Origin of the sequence: Nocardioides pollutisoli (assembly GCF_040045055.1) — a bacterium.
Lineage (GTDB): Bacteria > Actinomycetota > Actinomycetes > Propionibacteriales > Nocardioidaceae > Nocardioides > Nocardioides tweenelious.
Genome location: NZ_JBDZDU010000001.1, coordinates 3563914 through 3585912, shown reverse-complemented (window position 1 = coordinate 3585912; position 21999 = coordinate 3563914). Strand labels below are relative to the sequence as shown.

Annotated in this window: 19 protein-coding genes; 1 reads left to right on the top strand and 18 read right to left on the bottom strand. The window is 70.4% G+C overall.

Annotated features, from left to right (window positions below; genetic code table 11):
* Positions 1-15: 15 nt before the first annotated feature.
* The 17 genes from aroC to ABLE68_RS17525 form a co-directional block, all read right to left on the bottom strand.
* A complete protein-coding gene (gene aroC / locus ABLE68_RS17605) occupies positions 16-1194 on the bottom strand; it encodes a chorismate synthase (RefSeq protein ID WP_348873133.1) in 1179 nt (392 codons plus the stop codon).
* 39 nt (positions 1195-1233) lie between these two features.
* Complete coding sequence (locus ABLE68_RS17600) at positions 1234-1926, bottom strand: prepilin peptidase (RefSeq protein ID WP_348873131.1); 693 nt, start codon at positions 1924-1926, stop codon at positions 1234-1236.
* Positions 1923-2738, bottom strand: coding sequence for a shikimate dehydrogenase (locus tag ABLE68_RS17595; RefSeq protein ID WP_348873129.1), 816 nt, complete (start codon positions 2736-2738; stop codon positions 1923-1925). The genes ABLE68_RS17600 and ABLE68_RS17595 overlap by 4 nt, the downstream gene beginning before the upstream one ends.
* Positions 2739-2750: 12 nt before the next feature.
* Positions 2751-3941 carry an endolytic transglycosylase MltG gene (gene mltG / locus ABLE68_RS17590; RefSeq protein WP_348873127.1) on the bottom strand — a complete coding sequence of 397 codons (1191 nt, stop codon included), beginning with the start codon at positions 3939-3941 and terminating at the stop codon, positions 2751-2753.
* Complete coding sequence (ruvX, locus tag ABLE68_RS17585; protein ID WP_348873126.1) at positions 3942-4409, bottom strand: Holliday junction resolvase RuvX; 468 nt, start codon at positions 4407-4409, stop codon at positions 3942-3944. It abuts the gene before it with no gap.
* Positions 4409-7081 (bottom strand): alanine--tRNA ligase, encoded by a 2673-nt coding sequence (gene alaS, locus ABLE68_RS17580; protein WP_348873124.1) that lies wholly within the window; start codon positions 7079-7081, stop codon positions 4409-4411. Before alaS ends, ruvX begins: the two co-directional genes overlap by 1 nt.
* Positions 7081-7374, bottom strand: a complete 294-nt coding sequence (locus ABLE68_RS17575) for a DUF6167 family protein (protein ID WP_348873122.1) — start codon at positions 7372-7374, stop codon at positions 7081-7083. The genes alaS and ABLE68_RS17575 overlap by 1 nt, the downstream gene beginning before the upstream one ends.
* Positions 7371-7856: a hypothetical protein gene (locus ABLE68_RS17570; RefSeq protein WP_348873120.1), complete on the bottom strand. Its 486-nt coding sequence runs from the start codon at positions 7854-7856 to the stop codon at positions 7371-7373. Before ABLE68_RS17570 ends, ABLE68_RS17575 begins: the two co-directional genes overlap by 4 nt.
* A gap of 11 nt (positions 7857-7867) precedes the next feature.
* The gene (locus ABLE68_RS17565) at positions 7868-9226 is read right to left on the bottom strand and encodes a replication-associated recombination protein A (protein ID WP_348873119.1); all 1359 of its coding nucleotides are present in this window, start codon (positions 9224-9226) and stop codon (positions 7868-7870) included.
* Positions 9227-9255: 29 nt separating this feature from the next.
* On the bottom strand, positions 9256-10551 hold the full coding sequence (locus tag ABLE68_RS17560) for an ABC transporter ATP-binding protein (RefSeq protein WP_348873117.1): 1296 nt from the start codon (positions 10549-10551) through the stop codon (positions 9256-9258).
* Entirely contained in the window at positions 10548-11597 is a 1050-nt protein-coding gene (locus ABLE68_RS17555; protein WP_348873115.1) for an ABC transporter ATP-binding protein, read from the bottom strand. The genes ABLE68_RS17560 and ABLE68_RS17555 overlap by 4 nt, the downstream gene beginning before the upstream one ends.
* 18 nt (positions 11598-11615) lie before the next feature.
* Positions 11616-12632 (bottom strand): ABC transporter permease, encoded by a 1017-nt coding sequence (locus tag ABLE68_RS17550; protein WP_348873113.1) that lies wholly within the window; start codon positions 12630-12632, stop codon positions 11616-11618.
* A 117-nt stretch (positions 12633-12749) separates the two neighbouring features.
* Positions 12750-14513, bottom strand: coding sequence for an ABC transporter substrate-binding protein (locus tag ABLE68_RS17545; RefSeq protein ID WP_348873111.1), 1764 nt, complete (start codon positions 14511-14513; stop codon positions 12750-12752).
* Positions 14514-14586: 73 nt separating this feature from the next.
* Positions 14587-15591 (bottom strand): ABC transporter permease, encoded by a 1005-nt coding sequence (locus ABLE68_RS17540; RefSeq protein ID WP_348873109.1) that lies wholly within the window; start codon positions 15589-15591, stop codon positions 14587-14589.
* A 329-nt stretch (positions 15592-15920) separates the two neighbouring features.
* Positions 15921-17708, bottom strand: a complete 1788-nt coding sequence (gene aspS / locus ABLE68_RS17535; protein WP_348873107.1) for an aspartate--tRNA ligase — start codon at positions 17706-17708, stop codon at positions 15921-15923.
* On the bottom strand, positions 17705-19054 hold the full coding sequence (hisS, locus tag ABLE68_RS17530) for a histidine--tRNA ligase (protein ID WP_348873105.1): 1350 nt from the start codon (positions 19052-19054) through the stop codon (positions 17705-17707). The genes aspS and hisS overlap by 4 nt, the downstream gene beginning before the upstream one ends.
* 1 nt (position 19055) lies before the next feature.
* Positions 19056-19727, bottom strand: coding sequence for an MBL fold metallo-hydrolase (locus tag ABLE68_RS17525; RefSeq protein ID WP_348873103.1), 672 nt, complete (start codon positions 19725-19727; stop codon positions 19056-19058).
* An 82-nt stretch (positions 19728-19809) separates the two neighbouring features.
* Between ABLE68_RS17525 and ABLE68_RS17520 the strand changes: the two genes are divergently transcribed.
* On the top strand, positions 19810-21093 hold the full coding sequence (locus ABLE68_RS17520) for a DUF349 domain-containing protein (RefSeq protein WP_425475639.1): 1284 nt from the start codon (positions 19810-19812) through the stop codon (positions 21091-21093).
* Positions 21094-21106: 13 nt separating this feature from the next.
* Here ABLE68_RS17520 and ABLE68_RS17515 read toward each other — a convergent pair whose 3' ends face one another.
* Positions 21107-21985 (bottom strand): hypothetical protein, encoded by an 879-nt coding sequence (locus tag ABLE68_RS17515; protein WP_348873099.1) that lies wholly within the window; start codon positions 21983-21985, stop codon positions 21107-21109.
* Positions 21986-21999: the final 14 nt, after the last annotated feature.

Here is a 21999-nt window from a genome sequence, read left to right as displayed (position 1 = left end):
CGATCAGCACGACGGTCACTTGAAGCGGAGGTTGTCGAGGTAGGACGAGACGTTGCGCGCGGTCTCACCGACCGAGTCGCCGCCGAACTTCTCCAGGACGGCCTCGGCCAGCACCAGCGCGACCATCGCCTCGGCGACGATGCCGGCTGCGGGCACCGCGCAGACGTCGGAGCGCTGGTGGTGGGCCACGGACTCCTCGCCGGTCGCGAGGTCGACGGTGCGCAGCGCGCGCGGGACGGTGGCGATCGGCTTCATCGCGGCCCGGACCCGCAGGACCTCGCCGGTGGTCATGCCGCCCTCGGTGCCGCCGGAGCGGCCGCTGACGCGGCGGATGCCCTCGGGGGTCGGGACGATCTCGTCGTGGGCCAGGGAGCCGGGGGTGGCCGCCAGCTCGAAGCCGTCGCCGACCTCGACGCCCTTGATCGCCTGGATGCCCATCAGGGCGCCGGCCAGCCGCGAGTCGAGGCGGCGGTCCCAGTGGACGTGGGAGCCCAGGCCCGGCGGCAGCCCGTGGACCACGACCTCCACGACGCCGCCGAGGGTGTCGCCGTCCTTGTGAGCCTGGTCGATGCGCTCCACCATCAGCTTGCTGGTGTCGGTGTCGAGGCAGCGCACCTCGTCGGCGTCGAGCTTCGCGACGTCGTCGGGCTCGGGCCACACGCCGGCCGGGGCGCGGACGCCGCCGAGCTCGATGACGTGGGAGACGATGCGGGCGCCGGTGGCCTGCTCGACGAAGTTGGAGGCGACGCGCCCCAGGGCCACCCGGGCCGCGGTCTCGCGTGCCGAGGCGCGCTCGAGGATCGGGCGGGCGTCGTCGAAGTCGTACTTCTGCATGCCGGCCAGGTCGGCGTGCCCTGGACGCGGGCGGGTGAGCGGCGCGTTGCGGGCCATCGTGGCGAGCTCGTCGGGGTCGACCGGGTCGGCCGACATGACCTTCTCCCACTTCGGCCACTCGGTGTTGCCGACCTGGATCGCGACCGGGCCGCCCTGGGTCTCGCCGTGGCGGACACCACCGACCAGGGTCACCTCGTCCTGCTCGAACTTCATCCGGGCGCCACGGCCGTAGCCGAGCCGGCGACGAGCCAGCGCGTCGGAGATGTCGTCAGACGTCACCCGGACATGGGCGGGCAGCCCCTCCAGGATCGCGACCAGGGACGGGCCGTGGGACTCGCCCGCGGTGAGCCAACGAAGCATGGGACCAGTCTTTCACGTGCGTACGCCGGGCCGGACGGCTCACCCGGTCGCGAGATGGCTCCACAGCGGCTGGCCGACCACGACGCCCGCCAGCGCGCCGGCCAGGAGGAACGGCCCGAACGGGTAGGCCACCTTGAGGCGGGACCGGTCCCACCGGACCAGCGCGACGGCGAGGCCGCCGAGCCCGAAGACCAGGAACGCCCCGTAGATGCCGATCAACAGCGCGGCCCAGCCGACGTAGCCGAGGGCGAACCCGAGCGCGGCGGCGAGCCGCACGTCGCCGTACCCCATCCCCGCGGCGTGGATCCACCAGAGCGCGTGGAAGAACGCGAGCACGACCACGCCGCCGACGGCTGCGCGGCCGAGGGCCGGGAGGTCGTCGTCGAGCAGCGCGCTGGCGACGCCGAGCAGGACCACGCCGACCTGCACCGGTCGCACCACCGCGGTGGGCAGCAGGTGGGTGTGCCAGTCGACGACGGCCAGCGCGACGGACACGGGGACGAGCGGGAGCAGGAGCAGGAGCGGCCAGGCGAGGCCGGTCACCGCGCCGACGAGCGCGCCCGAGGCGCCGGCCACCAGGGCGCTCACGACCGCGAGGTGGGGCCGGGCGGCGACCGCGCCGTACGCCGGCGGGTCGTGCTCCGGGATCCGGGCGATCAGGGCCGGGACGAGCAGGCCGGCATTGCCGCACAGCAGCAGACCGAGCAGCGCCGCCGCCGGGTCGAGGCTCACCTGCCGGCCTGACGCGCGGCCAGCGCCTCCTCGCCCGCGGCGCGCATCGCAGCCAGCGGACCCGGGACGCCGGTGAAGAGCTCGAACTGCAGCACGGCCTGGTGCACGAGCAGGTCGAGCCCGCTCACCAGGACGCGGTCGCCGACGGCCGCTGCCAGCGGCGTCGGCCACGGGTCGTAGATCACCTCGAAGACGACGGGCAGGTCGGCGCAGCGCGCGACCAACGCGTCGTCCTGCGCGGTCGCAGGGATCGTCGAGACGACCACCTCACCGTCGACACGTCCGTCGGCGAGGGTCCCGACCTCGACGGCCGGAGCGGCGGGGTGGGCGGCGATCACGGCCGCTGCCTCGGCGGCGCGCTCGGGCGTGCGGGCCAGCAGGCGCACCCGGCGCGCACCGAGCTCGACCAGGGCCAGCCCGGTCGAGGCGGCCGTCGCGCCACCACCCAGCACGGTCGCGGCGGTGACCGGGCCGTCGTAGCGCTCCCGGACGGCAGCGGACGCGCCCGGGAGGTCGGTGTTGTCGGCGAGGACGACGGCGCCGTCCTCGAGGACGAGCGTGTTGGCGGCGCCCGCGAGCGCGGCCCGCTCGGTCACGGTGCGTGCCAGCGGGATCGCCCGGCGCTTCAGCGGCATGGTGAGCGACAGCCCGCGCCAGCCCGCCCCCAGGCCGAGCACGAAGTCCTCGAACCCCGCCTCGGGCACGCGTACGGCGTCGTACTCCCAGGCGAGCCCGGCCGCCCGGTAGCCAGCCCGGTGCAGGGTCGGCGACAGGGAGTGGGCGATCGGGTCACCCAGCACGGCGCATCTCATCGGCGACCAGGCCTAGCAGCGGTCGGACTTGGTGGCGCAGTAGTCGCGCAGCTCCTGCTTGAACTGGAGGAACTCGTCGTAGCTGGCGGTGAACTTGGTCTCCGCGGTCGCGAGGTTGACGGTCACGTAGAACAGCCAGTCACCCTCGGCCGGGTGCGCAGCGGCCTCGATCGCGTCGTCGCCGGGCGCCTCGATCGGCCCCGGGGGCAGGCCGGTGTTGGCATAGGTGTTGTAGGGGCTGTCGACCTTGGTGTCTTCCTCGGTCGGCACGGCGATCAGCGAGCGGTCCAGCGCGTAGTTGACCGTGGCGTCGATCTGCAGCAGCCCGTTGGTGATCCCGTTGTCGGGGTTCTCGAGCCGGTTGTAGATCACGCGTGCGATCTTGGGCATGGCGTCGCCTCGACCCTCGGCCTGCACCAGGCTCGCGACGGTCATCAGCTCGCCGGGCGTGTAGCCGAGGTCGGCGGCCGCGCTCTCGAGGTCCGCGTCGTCCGCGGCCTGGCGCCACCGGTCGACCATCGCCTTGAGCATCGTGGTCGGCGTCGCCGTCGGCCCGAAGTCGTAGGTGGCCGGGAAGAGGTAGCCCTCGACGTTGCCGCTCGCGTAGTCGGGCAGGCCGAGCGCGTCGGGCTTGTCGATGACCTTCTGGAAGTCCTCCTCCGAGAACTTCGTCTTCTTCGCGAGGATCGCGATGGTGTCCACCGCGCGCAGTCCCTCGGGGATGGTGACGGTGTCCTTCACCTGGTTGTCGGGATCGACCAGGATCTCGACCACGTCGTCGGCCGCCATCTCCTTCTTCAGGGGGTAGAACCCGACCTGGATCTTCGTCGAGTCCGCGTTGGCGGCGGCCGCGTCGGTGAAGGCCTGGACCGAGGCGACCACCCCGTCGGACTTCAGGTTGCGCCCCATCTGGGCGATGGTGTCGCCCTCGTGGACCTCGAAGCTGACCTTCCCGTGGCCGGGGCCGGAGTAGTCGTCGGCGGAGTCGAACTGGTCCTTGAGGACGCCCATCCCCCACGTGACGACGAAGTAGAAGCCGCCGGCGATGATCGCGAGGGCCACCAGCACGGCGATGCAGCCGGGCAGGCTGCGACGCTTGGCGCCCCGACGCCGACCCGGCTCGTGGGCCGGCTCCTCGTCGAACGGCACGCTGTCGTCGTACGTCATCTGGTCGTCCCCGGTGGGGTCCTGCTCGTCGCGCATCTACGTCTCCCCGACGATCTCGCCCGGCGCGGCCCCCGTGGCGCGTTCGGTGTCCAGTGCGTGCTGCAGGATGAGTACGGCGGCCGCCTGGTCGACCACGGCCCGCCGCTTGCCCCCCTTGCGGCCTCGGTCGCGCAGCATAGCCTCCGCAGACACGGTGGTCATCCGCTCGTCGACCAGCCGCACCGGGACGGGCGCCACGCGCGCGACCAGCGCGGCCGCGAACTCGCGCACCTTGAGCGCCGACGGGCCCTCTCCCCCGGACAGCGAGCGAGGGAGTCCGACGACCACCTCCACGACCGTGCTCTCCGCCTGCTCGGCGGCCAGGATGGCCGCGATCCGGGCCAGGTCGCCCTTGCCGCGGCGCACGGTCTCGACGGGCGACGCGAGGAAGCCGGACGGGTCGCTGCGCGCGACCCCGATCCGCGCGTCACCGGGGTCGATGCCGATCCGTACGCCGTGGCGCATCAGCCTGCCGCGACCCGGCCGACCTCGGCCGTCACGAGGGCGATCGCCTCGTCGATCCGCGACGCGTCGGTGCCGCCTCCCTGGGCGACGTCGTCCTTGCCACCGCCCTTGCCGCCGACCAGCGGGCCGACCGCGCGGACCAGGTCGTTGGCGCTCAGACCACGAGCCCGGGCCTCGTCGGTGACCGCCGCGACCACCGAGACCTTGTCGTCGACCGCACCGATGACCACCACGACCCCCGGCTCGCCCTGCGGGAGCCGGCCTCGGACGTCGAGCGCGAGGGTGCGGACGTCGCCTCCGCCGACACCGTCAGCCCGGTGGGCCACGACGTTGACGGGGCCGACCTTCGTCGCACCGGCCGCGAGCGCGCCCGCGCCGGCGAGCAGCTGGCTCGCCCGCGCCCGCTCGATCTCCTTCTCAGCACTCTTGAGCCGCTCGACCAGGTCGCCGACCCGGCCGACCAGGTCGTCGGGCTGGGTCTTGAGCAGGCCGGTGAGCTGGGCGACGACGTCGCGCTCCCGAGCCAGGTAGGCGAAGCCCTCGACGCCCGTGAGCGCCTCGATCCGACGGTTGCCGGAGCCGACCGACGACTCACCGGTGACGACGACGGTGCCGATCTGCGACGAGTGGTCGACGTGGGTGCCACCGCAGAGCTCGCGCGACCAGGGGCCACCGATCTCCACGACGCGGACCTTGGTGTTGTCGTAGGTCTCGCCGAAGAGCGCGATCGCGCCCCACTCCTTGGCCTCCGCGAGCGTCATGTACTGCCAGCCCACGGGCAGGTCGGCGCGCAGCGCCTGGTTGGAGACCTGCTCGATGTCGTGCACCTGCTCCGGCGACAGGCCGGTGGTCCAGCCGAAGTCGAGACGCAGGTAGCCGGGCCGGTTGTAGGAGCCGGACTGCAGCGCGGAGGGGCCGAGCACCTCGCGCAGCGCCGCGTGCACGACGTGCGTGCCGGAGTGCGCCTGCCGCGCACCGGTCCGCCACTCGGGGTCGACCCGCGCGTGCAGCAGGTGCCCGGGGGTGAACTCGCCGTCGACGACGCGGACCTGGTGGACCACGAGGCCCTTGATCGGCCGCTGGACGTCGAGGACCTCGAGCCGACCGCCGTCGAACTCGATGGTGCCGGCGTCCGCGGCCTGGCCGCCGGACTCCGCGTAGAACGGGGTGAGGTCGAGCACCAGCTCACCGACGTCGCCCGCGGTCAGCGACGACGCCGGGGCACCGCCGACCAGCAGCGCGAGGGCGTTGGACTCGGTCTCGAGCGTCTCGTAGGCGCGCCAGTCCGTCGGACCGTGCTCGTCGAGCACGGTGCGGTAGACACCGGTGTCGGCGTGCTGGCCGCGCTTCGCGCGGGCGTCCGCCTTCGCGCGCTCCCGCTGCTCGGCCATCAGCGCCCGGAAGCCCTGCTCGTCGACCGCGAGGCCCGCCTCGGACGCCATCTCGAGCGTCAGGTCGAACGGGAAGCCGTAGGTGTCGTGCAGCGCGAACGCCTTGTCGCCGGAGAGCGTGGTCGCTCCGGCCTTCTTCACGTCCTGGGCGGCCAGGTCGAAGATCTGCGTGCCGGACTGGAGCGTCTTGCGGAACGCCTCCTCCTCGGCGTACGCGACCCGGGAGATCCGGTCCCAGTCGGTGTGCAGGTCGGAGTAGGTCTCCCCCATCTTGTCGCGGCTGACCGGGAAGAGCTCGGGCAGCGCCGGGTCCTCGTAGCCGAGCAGGCGCACCGAGCGGACCGCACGGCGCAGCAGGCGACGCAGCACGTAGCCCCGCGCCTCGTTGCCCGGCGTGACGCCGTCGGCGATCAGCATCATCGAGCTGCGCACGTGGTCGGCGACGACCCGGAAGCGCACGTCGTCCTCGTGGTTGGCACCGTAGCGACGACCGGTCAGCTGCTCGGCCATCTGGATGACCGGGAACATCACGTCGATCTCGTACATGTTCTCGACGCCCTGCGTCATGAACGCGACGCGCTCGAGGCCCATGCCGGTGTCGATGTTCTTCTTCGGAAGCGAGCCGGAGATGTCGAAGTCGACCTTGGAACGCACCGCGCTGAGCTCGTCCTGCATGAAGACGAGGTTCCAGAACTCCAGGTAGCGGTCCTCGGCGGAGAAGTCGCCGTCGGCGCCGTACGCCGGGCCACGGTCGATCAGGATCTCCGAGCACGGGCCGCCGGGGCCGGGGACACCCATCGACCAGTAGTTCTCGGCCTTGCCGAGCCGCGCGATGCGGTCGTCGGGGAGGCCGGTGATCTTGCGCCAGAGCGCGACCGCCTCCGGGTCGTCGACGTAGACGCTCGGGTAGAGCAGGCTCTCGTCGAAGCCCCACCCACCCTCGGACTGCGGCTTGGTGACGAGGTCCCACGCGAGCTCGATCGCGTGCTCCTTGAAGTAGTCGCCGAAGGAGAAGTTGCCGCACATCTCGAAGAACGTGCCGTGGCGGGTGGTCTTGCCGACGTCCTCGATGTCGGGGGTGCGCACGCACTTCTGCACGCTGGTCGCGCGGTCGTACGGCGGCGTCTCCTGGCCCAGGAAGTAGGGCTTGAAGGGCACCATGCCGGCGTTGACGAACAGCAGGTTCGGGTCGTCGAGCAGCAGCGATGCCGAGGGCACCGGGGTGTGGCCGTCGCGCTCGAAGTGCGCGATAAACCGCCGGCGAATCTCCGCGGTGTCCATCAGGTGCTGCCTTCCTCGGTGGGTGTCGCTTCCTGGGGAGGGATCGCCTTGTGGCGGCCTCCGGTGAGCTCGGGTGTTCCATGAGGCACGAGACCGAGCCGCTCACGCAACTCGGATTCCTTCTCGGCCTGGCCCTGGGCGACCTCCTCGCGCACCATCCGGGCGCCGAGCTCGAGCGCACCCAGGCGGTCCTTGAGGCCGTCGACGGTGAAGACCTCGGCCGCGCGCCGGCCTCGCACCATCACGTAGACGGCCGTGCCGGCCCCGGCGACGAACCAGAGCCCCCGCTTCATGCGGCGGTGCCCTCGGCTCGCTGGCGGGCCTCCCAGTCGCGGCGGGCCTCGCGGGTGTCGAGGCGGCGCTGCTTGCGCGCACGCTTGACCTCGCGCTTCATCTCGAAGCGGATCCGGTTGCGGGTCTCGGGGGCCAGTGCTCGGCGTACGCCGTGGGCGAGCGAGGCGGCCTTCACGACGGTCTCGCGGAGCACCAGGTCGGCGAAGAGCGCGGTGCTGACCTGCGCGGCCGGCGGCGGCTCGTCTGCGGGCTGGCCGAGGTCGGTGATCACGAACTCCGCGTCGACGGGCGCGCGGACCGGCGCCGGACGGTCGACCCGGCGGGCCAGCTCCTCGAGCTGGTCGCGCAACGCCGCGGTCTCGGCGCGCGCGGCGGCCACCGCGCGGTCGGTGCGGGAACGAGCGCGCGCCAGGGCCACGGCGAGCACGAGCGCGACGAGCGCCAGCACCCCCGCGGCGACGGGCGCGATCCAGTCCTGCATGGTCCCCGACCCTATCTCCCGCGGATCAGGCGACGAACCCGCTCCCAGCGTTCCTTGATCGCGGCCTCGGCGCCGAGCGAGGTGGGCTTGTAGTACTCGGCGTCCACGACCACGTCGGGGGCGTACTGCTGCTCGGCGATCCCGAACGGCTCGTCGTGGCTGTACTTGTACGTCGTGCCGTGGCCGAGCTTCTTCGACCCGGCGTAGTGGGCATCGCGAAGATGGGCGGGCACCGGCCCGATCTTGCCAGCCTTGACGTCGGCGGACGCCGCGCCGAGCGCCGTCGTGACGGCGTTGGACTTCGGCGCGACCGCGAGCGCGATCGTCGCGTGCGCGAGGTTGAGCTTGGCCTCGGGCATCCCGATCAGCTGCACCGCCTGGGCGGCGGCGATGGCGATCGGGAGCGCCGTCGGGTCGGCCAGGCCGACGTCCTCGCTCGCCAGGATCACCAGCCGCCGGGCGATGAAGCGCGGGTCCTCCCCCGCCTCGAGCATGCGGGCGAGGTAGTGCATCGCCGCGTCGGCGTCGGAGCCCCGGATCGACTTGATGAAGGCGCTGGTGACGTCGTAGTGCTGGTCGCCCTGCCGGTCGTAGCGCACCGCCGCCTGGTCGACCGCGGTCTCGGCCGTCTTCAGGTCGACGACGTCGCGACCCTGCGAGATCGCGGACCCGGCCGCCGCCTCGAGGTAGGTCAGCGAGCGCCGGGCGTCACCACCCGCGAGCCGGACCAGGTGGTCGAGGGCGTCGTCCTCGAGCGTCACGGTCCCGCCGAGCCCGCGCTCGTCCGCGAGCGCCTCGGAGACCACCGCGCGGATGTCGTCGTCGGTCAGCGACTCGAGCCGCAGCAGCAGGCTGCGCGAGAGCAGCGGCGAGATCACGCTGAAGAAGGGGTTCTCGGTGGTCGCCGCGATCAGCGTGACCCACCGGTTCTCGACGCCGGGCAGCAGCGCGTCCTGCTGGGCCTTGCTGAACCGGTGCACCTCGTCGACGAAGAGGACGGTCTCCTTGCCGGTCGCGACCAGCTCGGCGCGAGCGGCGTCGATCGCCGCGCGCACCTCCTTCACGCCGGCCGAGACCGCGGACACCTCGACGAAGCGTCGGTCGGTCTGCTGGCTGACGATCGCCGCGATCGTGGTCTTGCCGGTGCCGGGCGGCCCCCACAGCAGCAGCGACATCGACTGGTCGCCCTCGACCAGCCGTCGCAGCGGCGAGCCCGGGGCGCGCAGCTGGGCCTGGCCGACCAGCTCCTCGAGGGTGCGCGGGCGCATCCGAACGGCCAACGGCGCCGAGGCGTGCGTGTTGGCGTTCAGAGAGCCGCCACCCCCGGGCCGCTGGGCGGCACCGGGGGTGTCGAAGAGTCCGTCGTCCACGCGCTCAGGTTAGGCGGTGGGTGGGACGGTCAGGCAGACGCCATGGTGTTGCGCTCGAGGTCGAACCACGTGTCGGCGTAGCCGGGCTCGTTGCCGAGGTCCGTCGCCGGCGTGGCCCCGGGGTCCGGGGTGCCGGAGTCGTCGACCCCGAGGAGCGACGCCGTGACCGGCTTGACCGGGTGGTTGCCCAGCTCGCCCGCGAAGTGGCAGGCGACCTTGTGGCGCTTGCCGATCTGCAGGAGCGGGGGCTCGACCCGGGCGCAGATCTCCTGCGCCAGCGGGCACCGGGTCCGGAACCGGCAACCCGACGGCGGGTTGATCGGGCTGGGCACGTCGCCCTCGAGACGGATCCGCTCACGCCGACCGCCGATGACCGCCTGCTTCACGTCGGGCACCGCGGAGAGCAGCGCCTGCGTATAGGGGTGGTAGGGCCGGTTGTAGAGCGTCTCCCGGTCGGCGATCTCCACGACCTTGCCGAGATACATCACCGCGACCTCGGGGCAGAAGTGCCGCACGACCGCGAGGTCGTGGGCGATGAAGAGGAACGCGATGTTGAATTCCTTCTGCAGATCCTGGAGCAGGTTGATCACCTGCGCCTGGATCGACACGTCCAGCGCCGACACGGGCTCGTCCGCGACGAGCAGCTTGGGCTGGAGCGTGAGCGCCCGGGCGATGCCGATGCGCTGACGCTGGCCGCCCGAGAACTCGTGCGGGTAGCGGTTGTAGTGCTCCGGGTTGAGGCCCACGACCTCGAGCAGCTCCTGCACGCGCGGCAGGATCTTGTCCTTCGGCACGACGCCGTGGATCGCCAGCGGAGCGCCGACGATCGCGCCGACGGAGTGGCGCGGGTTGAGCGAGGTGTAGGGGTCCTGGAAGATCATCTGGATCTCACGGCGCAGCGGCTTGAGGGCCCGCGCCGAGGTCTTCGTGATGTCCTCGCCGTCGAACTCGATCGAGCCACCGGTCGGCTCGTAGAGCCGGGTGACCAGTCGGCCGGTCGTCGACTTGCCGCACCCGGACTCGCCCACGAGTCCCAGCGAGCCGCCGGCGGGGACCTGGAAGGACACCCCGTCGACCGCCTGGACGTGGCCGATGGTCCGGCGGATCACGCCGGCGGACTTCACCGGGAAGTACATCTTGAGGTCCTTGACCTCGAGGATCGGTCGCGCGTCCGGGTTGAACTGGGTCGCCGCGTGTCCCCCCTCCGGGGAGATGTACTCGGCGACCTCGTCGGTCGGGTCCTCACCGCGGGGCCGGGGGTCCTCGTTCGGCATCATCCCCGTGGCCAGGGGCTGGCTCGACCAGCTGCGGTCCTTCTCGCTCATCGTTCCTCCACCAGGTCCGGCGCGATCTCCGGCAGGACCTCTTGTTCGTAGATAGCGTCAGGGTTGGCCAGGTGGCACCGCTTGAGGTGCGACTCGGTCCGCGTCCCTGGCACCAGCTCAGGCATCACGGTGCGGCACAGGTCGCCCTGCACCTTCGCAGAGTGCGTGCACCGCGGGTGGAACGCACACCCCGACGGGGTGTTGAGCAGGCTCGGCGGGCTCCCCGGGATCGGGATCAGCTTGGCGCTCGTGTCGCCGGCGACGTCCGGCACGCTGGAGAGCAGGCCCCACGTGTAGGGCATCTCCGGGTGCGTCATCAGCTCCTTGGCCATGCCGTACTCGACCGCACGACCGGCGTACATCACCAGGACCTCGTCAGCCATCTCGGCGATCACGCCGAGGTCGTGGGTGATGATGATGACCGCGGACTCGAACTCGCGCTGCAGGTCCTGCAGCAGGTCGAGGATCTGCGCCTGCACCGTCACGTCGAGTGCGGTGGTCGGCTCGTCGGCGATCAGCAGGCTCGGGTTGTTGATCAGCGCCATCGCGATCATGGCGCGCTGGCGCATGCCGCCCGAGAACTGGTGCGGGTAGTCGTCGACCCGCCGGTCCGGCTGCGGGATGCCGACCCGGTCGAGCATCTCGATGGTGCGGGTCCGCGCGGCCTTCTTGCTCACGCTGTGGTGGACGCGGTAGGCCTCGGAGATCTGGTTGCCCACGGTGTAGTAGGGGTGCATCGCGGACAGCGGGTCCTGGAAGATCATCGCGACCTCGGCACCACGCTTGCGGCGCATCTGCTCGTCGCTGATCTGGAGCAGGTCGGTGCCCTCGAGGAGGATCTGGCCGCTCACCTGGGCGCTGGTCTTGCGGTGCAGCCCCAGGATGGCCGAGCTCGACACGGACTTGCCGGAGCCCGACTCACCCACGATGCCGAGGGTGCGGCCCTTCTCGAGGGTGAAGGAGAGCCCGTCGGTCGCCTTCACGATGCCGTCAGGCGTCGGGAAGTGGACCTTCAGGTCTTGGACAGAGAGGAACGGTGTGGTCATCAGTGCTTCCTAGTCCGCTCAGTCCAGCCGGACACGGGGGTCGATGTAGGCGTACAACACGTCGACGACGATGTTGGCCAAGATCACGAACGCACCGGCGAGCAGCAGCAGCCCGATGAGGACCGGCAGGTCGTAGGACACGTTCGCGCGGACGGCGAGGGCACCGAGTCCGTGGTAGCTGAAGACCGTCTCCGTGATGATCGCGCCACCGAGCAGGCTGGCGAAGTCGAGACCGATCATCGTGACCAACGGCGTCAGTGCGGCACGCAGTGCGTGCTTGAACAGGACCTTGCGTGGCGCCAGTCCCTTGGCCGTGGCCGTCCGGATGTAGTCCTCCGAGAGCGACTCGAGCACGAAGGCTCGGGTGATCCGGACGTAGCCGGCCAGGTAGAACAGCGCGAGGGTCGTCGCCGGCAGGATCAGGTTCGTCAGCCAGCCGCCGATGCCGCCCTCGGCGATCGTCTCGTACTGAGGGAACGGCAGCCACTGCCACTTGATGGCGACGTACTTGAGCAAGAAGATGGCGACGAAGAACGTGGGGAACGCGTAGACCACCAGCGTCAGCCCCACGATGCCTCTATCGATGAGCGAGCCCTTGGTCACCGCTGCCAGGAGTCCGAACAGGACCCCGAGCAGGACCCAGATGAACACCGCCATCAGGGCCAGCGAGACGGAGACCGGCGCGGCCTCCTTGATCAGCTGGTTGACCGTCTGGGCGTTGACCTGGGAGTAGCCGAAGCAGGGAGCCGCGCAGTGCGTCACCACGTCGGGTGCCGCTGCCTGCAGCTCGGGGTCGTCGGGGTAGTCACGACCGACCACGATGCCCTTGAGGAAGTCGGTCCACTGCTCGAGCACTGGCTTGTCGTAGCCGAGCGCCTTCTCCGTCGTCGCGCGCTTCTCCGGGGTGCAGTTCTTGCCACAGGCGAACCTGGTGACATCCACCGGAGAGGCGAAGAAGAGGAAGAACGTCATCAGGCTCAGGGCGAGCAGCAGGACGATGCCGATGAAGATGCGGCGCACGAGATAGGCGAGCAAGGCCGGATCTGCCTTCTTAGGTCGGGGGGTGGGCTCGAGAGCCCGTGGAGGGGTGGGGACCCGGCGGACCGGGCCCCCACCCTGCTGGGACTAGTTAACGCTAGACCTAGCGGTCAATCACTGCGTGACGCCGATCGGACCGAGGTCCGGGTACGTCGACGAGGCGGCATCCGTCATGAAGCCCGTGATGCCCGAGCCGTACAGCCAGTAGAAGACACTGGTGTCCAGCGGGATGTAGGCGGTGTCGTTCGCGAGAACGGTGTCCGCCTGGGTGAGCAGGTCGTTCTGGGTGTCGATGTCGGGCGCCGTGGCGGCCTTGTCGATGAGACCCTCGAACTCGTCGCTCTGGTAGTAGCCGTAGTCCTGGCCGAGGTTCGTCACGTTGCCGTTGGCGTCGCGAGCGAAGTTGGCGCGGCTGTCGAACAGCGGCGGCAGCACCGTCATGGCCGACGGCCAGTCAGCACCCCAACCGGCCCACACGACATCGCTGTCCTTGTCGGGCTGGTTGATGACGTCGTAGTACGTGTCGGCGAGCGGGTCGAGGGTGACCTTGAAGCCAGCCTTCTCCCAACCCTCCTTCAGCACGGCAGCGGTCTTGTCCTGGGTCTCGGACTGGCCGTAGGTGTACTTGATCGGGTACGGCAGCGTCACGCCGGCCTCCTCGAGGAGAGCCTTGGCAGCGTCCGGGTCACCGTCGTTGGAGCCGGAGAAGGCCTCCTGCTCGGTGTAGCCCGGCAGGCCCGGGTTGATGATCGACTCGGCGGGAGTACCAGCCTTGTCGCCACCCTCGGCCTTGATGTAGCCGTTGACGTTGGTCGCGAGCGCGAGGGCCTGGCGGACCTTCGGGTCGGTCAGCGTCTGCTGGTTCGGGACCAGGTAGTTGGTGTACGGCGAGTCGACCAGCTTGGTGCGGTCCGCGATCGGGCCCTCGATCTGGCTGAAGTAGGCCGGGGGGATCCGAGCGGAGGTGACGGCGTTCTTGTCGTCACCCGAGTCCGCGATCAGACGGTCCAGGATCGGCTCCGAGTCGGTGTACAGCTCGTAGTTGATCTGGTCCGGGTTGGCCTCGCGGAGCTTGTCCGGGGTGTCGGTCGACGGGTCGTAGTTCTCGTTGCGGACGAACGTCGCACCCTTGTTGACGTCCCAGGTGCCGCCCTCGACCTTGTACGGGCCGTTGGACATGACGATCCACTTGCTCTTGTCGCCCTTGTCGATCGACTCCTTGTAGGGGTCGGTCGCCATCAGGGACGCCACGGAGAGCGGGAAGTCGGGCCACGGCTTGTTGAAGTGGTAGGTAATGGTCTTGCCATCGCAGGTGACGGCCTTGTCGAACAGCTCCTGGCCGGTCTTGCGGTAGGGACCCTTGTACATCGAGCCGCCCTTGGGGTCGGCCGGGATGTCGAGGTAGCCCTTGATGTAGAAGCCAGCACCGCCGGTGAGGATGTCGTCGGCGAACGCACGCGAGGCGCCGTACTTGAAGTCCTCACACGTGATGTCGGAGCCGTCCTCCCACTTGATGCCATCCTTCAGAGTGAACGACCACTCCGTGTTGTCATCGTTGTGGGTGCCGGTGTCGGTCGCGAGGTCCGGGAGCGGCGTGTTGGCGACATCCGCGTCGTCGTCGAAGGGGAATGCCACGAGGGAGCGGTACAGCGTCCGGCGGAAGTTCGCCAGCTCGACGCCGTAGTAGATCCGCTGCGGGTCCGTGCTCTCGAACGGGAAGTGCTGGAGGTACTCCAGCGTTCCGCCCTTGGCGCTCGGCGCACCGCTTTCGGCGTTGCCGGGCGAGTTGTCGGATCCGCCGCCACAAGCCGCCAGAGCAGCAGCCATCATGACTGCTGTGGCGCTCAGGGCGACCATCCGCTTTCGCATCTTGGCCATTCTTACTTCTCCTTGGATGAGTGTCGCGCCGAATCGGCGGCACTATTCGGCGACGAATGCCGCCGAAGTCTTGTTATCGGTCGCCCTTGGGGTCGAGGGCATCGCGGAGTCCGTCGCCGAGCAGGTTGAACGAGACGACGATGATCGCGATCAGGAACGCCGGCGCGAAGAAGTACAGGAAGTCTCCGGTGGCGTAGGTGATCGCGTCGTGCAGGATGTTGCCGAGCGTCGGCGTCGGCGGACGCACGCTGACACCCAAGTAGGCGAGAGCGGCCTCGGCCGAGATGAACGCGGGCATGTAGAGCGTGAAGGTGACGAGGACCGGCGCCCACAGGTTGGGCAGCAGCTCCTTGAACCAGATCCGGCGCTTGCTGGCGCCGAACAGGCGCGCGGCGTCGACGAACTCGCGCTCGCGCAGCGACAGGACCTGGCCGCGGATGAGGCGGCAGGTGCCGGTCCAGCCGAAGAAGCCGAGCACCAGGATCACGAAGAGGCCCTGCGAGATCGCGCCGTCCGGGACGTGGAGCGTCTCGGTCAGCACCGCGAGGCCGATCGACGAGCCCGCCAGGAGGAGCAGCGTCTGCGGGAAGGCGAGGATCAGGTCGGTGAACCGGCCGACGATCGAGTCGACCCAGCCGCCGGAGAAGCCGGAGACGATGCCGAGCACGACGCCGATGACCACCGCGATGATCGAGGCGGAGATCGAGACGACCAGCGAGAACGTGATCCCGAGCCAGATCCGGCTCAGCACGTCGCGGCCGATGCCGGGCTCGACGCCGAGCGGGTGGGACCAGCTGATCCCCCACCAGTCACCGACCGGCAGGTTGTCGGGCCCGATCAGGTCCTGGTTGGTGCTGTAGGGGTCGAGGACGCCCAGAGCAACGAGGATCGGTCCGGAGATACCGGCGATGAAGTAGAAGACCACGATCGCCGCGGCCACCATGGACTTCCGGTCCTTGCGGAACCGGGTCATCGCCAACTTCGTCGGCGAGTTGCTCGTGATGGCCTTCGTACGCGGACCCTCGCCGTTCGGCTCGGGGGTCTGCTCCGCGAGTTCGTTCACCGGAGTGGCGGTCATGGCACCTCTGTCTGGTCGGGCGTGCTGGTCCTCGGCCGCTTCCCGCTCGGATCGCGAGTGGGAGCGGGGGTCGACGACCGCAGCGACTCTATGTGACGCCGGCGCTTCACCGGGTCATCCGCGTGTAACGATCTGATCTCGGCGGAGCACCGCCTGCATCCGTCGGATCGGCCGTCCGACGCAAGGGCATTGCGTCGTACGCCGCCCCGACCGTGGACCTTGCGTCGAGACCCGGTTGTCACGACAGGTCCTCCGTAGGCGTCCACATTGCGGAGGGTCCGTCCGGGCTCAGATCACATTCCGGACGGAGGGGCTCCGTTATCCGCTTGTTATGCAGGAGCTGTGTCCTGCGCCGGGGTGACGTCGGGTCGGGCGTCCACCCCGGCCTCCTTGCGCTGCTCGGGCGTGATCGGGGCCGGAGCCGCGGTGAGCGGGTCGAAGCCGCCACCCGACTTGGGGAACGCGATCACGTCTCGGATCGAGTCGGTGCCGGCCAGCAGCGCGCAGATCCGGTCCATGCCCACGGCGATCCCGCCGTGGGGAGGTGCGCCGAACGTGAAGGCGTCCAGGAGGAACCCGAACTTCTCGTGCGCCTCCTCGTCGGTGAGCCCCATGACCGCGAAGACCCGCTTCTGCACGTCCTCGCGGTGGATCCGGATCGAACCGCCACCGAGCTCGTTGCCGTTGCAGACGATGTCGTAGGCGTACGCCAGCGCCGAGCCCGGGTCGGTGTCGAAGGTGTCCAGGAACTCCGGCTTCGGGCCGGTGAAGGCGTGGTGGACCGCCGTCCAGGCGCCGGCACCGACGGCGACGTCGCCACTCGCGACCGCGTCGGACGCGGGCTCGAACATGGGGGCGTCGACCACCCACGTGAAGGCGAACGCGCTCTCGTCGATGAGCCCGCCGCGACGACCGATCTCCAGCCGGGCAGCGCCGAGCAGGGCCCGGCTCGGCTTCGTCGCCCCGGCGGCGAAGAAGACGCAGTCGCCGGGAGCCGCGCCGACGTGGGCGGCCAGGCCGGCCTTCTCCTCGTCGGAGAGGTTCTTGGCGACGGGACCGCCGAGCTCGCCGTCCTCCTGCACCAGCACGTAGGCCAGGCCGCGGGCGCCGCGCTGCTTGGCCCACTCCTGCCAGGCGTCCAGCTTCTTGCGCGGCTGGCTGGCGCCACCCGGCATCACCACCGCGCCGACGTACTCCGCCTGGAAGACGCGGAACGGCGTGTCCTTGAAGTAGTCGGTGCACTCGACCAGCTCCAGACCCATCCGCAGGTCGGGCTTGTCCGAGCCGAACCGCGCCATCGCGTCGGCGTAGGTCATCCGCGGGATCGGCCGTGGGATCTCGACGTCGATCAGCCGCCACATCGCGGCGAGGACGTCCTCCATCAGCGCGATGACGTCGTCCTGGTCGACGAAGCTCATCTCGATGTCGAGCTGGGTGAACTCCGGCTGCCGGTCGGCGCGGAAGTCCTCGTCGCGGTAGCAGCGCGCGATCTGGAAGTAGCGCTCCATGCCCGCGACCATCAGCAGCTGCTTGAAGAGCTGCGGGCTCTGCGGCAGGGCGTACCAGCTGCCCGGCTGCAGGCGCGCCGGCACCAGGAAGTCGCGTGCGCCCTCGGGGGTGCTGCGGGTGAGCGTCGGCGTCTCGATCTCGACGAAGTCGTGGGCGTCGAGGACGTCGCGAGCGGCCTTGTTGATCTTGCTGCGCAGCCGGATCGCGTGGTTGGGCCCGGACCGGCGGAGGTCCAGGTAGCGGTGCTTGAGCCGGGCCTCCTCCCCCACGTCGACGTGGTCGCTGATCGGGAAGGGCAGCGGCGCGGCGGCACTGAGCACCTCGACCTCGGTGGCGACGACCTCGATCGCGCCGGTCGCGAGGTTGGGGTTCTCGTTGCCCTCCTTGCGGGCGGCGACCTCGCCGGTGATCTTGAGGCAGTACTCGGCCCGCAGCTGGTGGGCGACCGCCTCGTCGCGGATCACCACCTGGACGACGCCGCTGGCCTCGCGGAGGTCGATGAAGGCGACGCCACCGTGATCGCGACGGTTGGCCACCCACCCGGCGAGGGTGACGGTCTGGCCGACGTGCTCGGCGCGGAGTGCGCCGGCGTCCTGGTTGCGAATCACTGTGTCTTCTCCTGGTTGCTGATCACCTGCGGTCGCAGGTCTTCTTCGGGTGGGGTCCAGGTCGCCGGGTCTGCGGCCACCTGGTCCCCCGATCGGATGTCCTTGACCTGGTCACCATCATCGGCGGAGCCGGGGAACCAGACGAACGGGATTCCGCGTCGCTCGGCCGTGCGGATCTGCTTGCCGAACTTCTGGGCGTGGGGCGCCACCTCGCAGGCGATGCCGCGGGCGCGCAACGCATCGGCGACCGTGGTGCTGGCGGACCGCGACTCCTCGTCGGTGACGGCCACCAGGACGCAGCTCGGGACGGGACGGCTGCCGGCGAGCACGCCGTCGGCCAGCAGGGGGATCAGCGAGCGGGAGACGCCGAACGAGACACCCACACCGGGGTACGTCGTCCTCCCGTCCGAGGCGAGGGCGTCGTACCGGCCTCCGCCGCCGACCGACTTGAGGCGCTCGTAGCCCTCCATGAAGATCTCCACGACGGTGCCCGTGTAGTAGTCGAGACCCCGCGCGATGCGCAGGTTGGCCTCGACGCTCACGTGCCGGTGTCCGCCGGCGGCGCAGCCCTCGACGACGGCGGCGAGCTCGGTGAGGCCCTGCTCCAGGAGCTCGTCCTCGACACCGAGCGCACGGACCCGCTCGACGAACGACGTGTCGGCGACGCGGATCGTGGCCAGCTCGAGGCACCGCTGCGCCTGCTCGGGCGTGGCGCCCGCGTCGCTGACCAGCAGCTCCGCGACCCGCTCGGCAGGCAGCTTGTCGAGCTTGTCGATGGTGCGGATCGCGGCCGTGACGTCGGGGACGCCGAGGCCACGGTAGAAGCCCTGGATCAGCTTGCGGTTGTTGAACTGGAAGCTCACCGGCGGGATCGGCAACGCGTCGAGCGCGTCGACCATCACCCGCATCACCTCGATGTCGTGGTGGAACGGCAGCTCGTCGCGGCCGACGATGTCCACGTCGGCCTGGGTGAACTGGCGGTAGCGACCCTCCTGGGGCCGCTCGCCGCGCCAGGCGGGCTGGATCTGGAAGCGGCGGAACGGGAACTCGAGGTGACCGGCGTGCTCTAGCACGTAGCGCGCGAACGGCACGGTCAGGTCGAAGTGCAGGGCGAGGCCGGCGTCGCTGTCGCTCTCACCGGCTTGCAGCCGGCGCAGGACGTAGATCTCCTTGTCGATCTCGCCGCCCTTGGCCAAGCGGTCGAGGGGCTCCACGACCCGGGTCTCGATGTTGGCGAAGCCGTGCAGCTCGAAGGTGCGCGAGAGCGAGGAGATGACCTCGCGCTCCACAGCGCGTGCCGCGGGCAGCAGCTCGGGGAACCCGCTCAGCGGGGTGGGCTTGGCCATGTCAGAGATCCTGCAGGAAGGGGTTGGTCGCGCGCTCGCGGCCGATGGAGGTCTGCTCGCCGTGACCCGGCAGCACCACGATGTCGTCGGGCAGGGTCAGCACCTTGCTCTTGAGGCTCTGCAGCATCGTCGGGTGGTCGCCGCCCGGGAGGTCGGTCCGCCCGATCGAGCCGGCGAAGAGCAGGTCGCCCGAGAACATCACCTCGGAGATGTCCTCCCCGGCGTACGGCGAGCGGAAGGTCACCGAGCCCTCGGTGTGCCCAGGCGTGTGGTCGACGACGAACTGCAGACCCGCGAGCTCGAGCTCCTGGAGGTCCGTGAGCTCCTGGACGTCGTCCGGCTCGGCGAAGGTGTAGTCGCCGCCCAGCAGCATCTGGCTGGTCTCGCGGGACATCCCGGACATCGGGTCGGCGAGCAGGTGCCGGTCGCGGGGGTGGATCCATGCCGTGGCGTCGTACGTGCCGGCGACGGGCGCGACGCACCACATGTGGTCGATGTGCCCGTGCGTCACCAGGACGGCGACCGGCTTGAGCCGGTGCTCCCTGACGAGCTCCGCGACACCCGCTGCAGCGTCCTTGCCGGGGTCGATGACCACGCACTCGCTGCCGGGTCCGGTGGCGGCGACGTAGCAGTTGGTGCCCCAAGGACCCGCGGGGAAGCCGGCGATCAACACCCCGGCAGACTATCGAGCCGACCGACGGGTCGTCGCATCGGTGCTGGTCGCCCGCGCGAGTGACCCGACCTTCTTGACTAGCATGGTCACCACGTCCTGCCCGGAGTGGCGAACGAGGATCGAGCGGAGTGCAGCTGTGACGAGTGATCAGTGGGGCCGAGTCGACGACGACGGGACCGTCTACGTGACGACCGCCGACGGCGAACGCTCCGTCGGGCAGTACCCCGAGGGCACCCCGGAGGAGGCGCTCCACTTCTTCACCGAGCGGTACGCCGCGCTCGCCTTCGAGGTCGAGCTGCTCGAGAAGCGGGTCGGCTCGGGCGTGATGTCGCCCGACGAGGCCGCCACCTCGATCAAGACGGTGCAGGAGCAGGTGGCCGGCGCCAACGCCGTCGGCGACCTGGCCGCGCTCTCCGCGCGCCTGGACGCACTCGGACCGATCCTCGAGACCCAGCGCGAGGCCCGCAAGATCGAGCGCGCCCAGAAGTCCGCGGAGTCGAAGGCCGCCAAGGAGAAGATCGTCGGCGAGGCCGAGGTCCTCGCCGAGGGCTCCGACTGGCGCAACGGCGCCAACCGGATGCGCGAGCTGCTGGACGAGTGGAAGGCGCTCCCCCGCATCGACCGGTCCTCGGACGACGCGTTGTGGCGGCGCTTCTCGACCGCGCGCACGGCGTACACGCGCCGGCGCAAGTCGCACTTCTCCGAGCAGCACGAGAAGCGCGACGCCGCCCGGGCCGTCAAGGAGCGGCTCGCGACCGAGGCCGAGAGCCTCGCCACGTCGACCGACTGGGGCCTCACCGCGGGGCGCTACCGCGACCTGATGCGCGAGTGGAAGGCCGCCGGGCCCGCTCCGCGCGAGATCGACGACGCCCTGTGGAAGCGGTTCCGCGGCGCCCAGGACGCGTTCTTCGGCGCCCGCGACGCGGCTGCTGCCGAGCAGGACCAGGAGTTCGCCGCCAACGCGGTCGTCAAGGAGCAGATCCTGGTCGAGGCCGAGGCGCTCCTGCCGGTCACCGACCTCGACGCCGCGAAGAAGGCCTTCCGCGACATCGCCGACCGCTGGGACGCGGCCGGCAAGGTCCCGCGCGACCGGATGAAGGAGCTCGAGGGCCGGATCCGCAAGGTCGAGACCGAGATCCGCGGCGTCGAGGAGGAGGCCTGGAAGCGCTCCGACCCCGAGAAGTCCGCCCGCGCCGACGACATGGTCTCCAAGCTCGAGGCCGCCATCGCGAAGGTCGAGGCCGACCTGGAGAAGGCGAAGGCAGCTGGGAACGACAAGAAGATCAAGGAGCTCGAGGAGAACCTCGAGTCCCGGCAGTCGTTCCTCGAGATGGCGAAGCGGGCCAGCGCCGACTACTCGGGCTGACCCGCCCGACGAGTCAGCCGGCCGCTTCGGTGAGCTGCGCGCGCAGCTCGCGCAGCCGGCTGGTCATCTCCCGCAGCGCGTGTCCGTGCAACCGGGGCCGGCGCACGGCACCGCGGATGAGCGGGGTGTCGTCCATCTTGAAGGCAGTCACCGTCACCTCGTCCGGGAGACCGCCGCACAGGCAGCCGCCACCGAGCGCGAACACGTCGAGCGGCACACTCCCCGGACCGGACACGACGTACGGGATGCTCGACTGACACGACAGCACCAGCGCCAGGCAGGCACGCTCGTAGAACGGCGTCGCCACCGCGTCGTCGAGGAGGTCGAGCGACCCACCCGGATCGTCGAGGAAGACGACCGTGCCGCCGCCGGTCAGACCGACCGTCTGCACCGAGATCAAGTACGTCCCCGGGCCGGGCAGGTCGATCAGCTTGGTGGGATCGACGCGGGAGTAGGCGTCCGAACCGTCGGTGCCGTCGTTGACCACCTCGAAGTCGCTGGGGACGTAGACCCTCGAACCCACGGCGCCGCCACCGGGCTCGCCCTCCAAACCCCGGGGACCGGTCTCGCCGACCGGACCCGCGGGTCCGGGTGCTCCAGCGGGCCCGGCCGGCCCGACCGGACCGTCAGCACCATCGGTGCCGGCGAGGGCGGCGATCCGCTTCCGGGCCGACTCGGTCAGCTCGCCGTTCCAGCCGACGGAGTTCTTGGCCAGGTTGCGCTTCGTCACCCCCTGGTCGGCGATGTCCTGGGCGACGATCGTGTGGTTCTTGATGTCTTGCGACGTGATCAGCCTGCCGGCCACGGCGCCGGACGTCGCGCCGACCACGAGGGTCACGGCGAGCGCGCCGATCACAAGAGCTGCCCTCGAGGAGGGACGGAGAGTGGACATGCTCGCAACGTAGG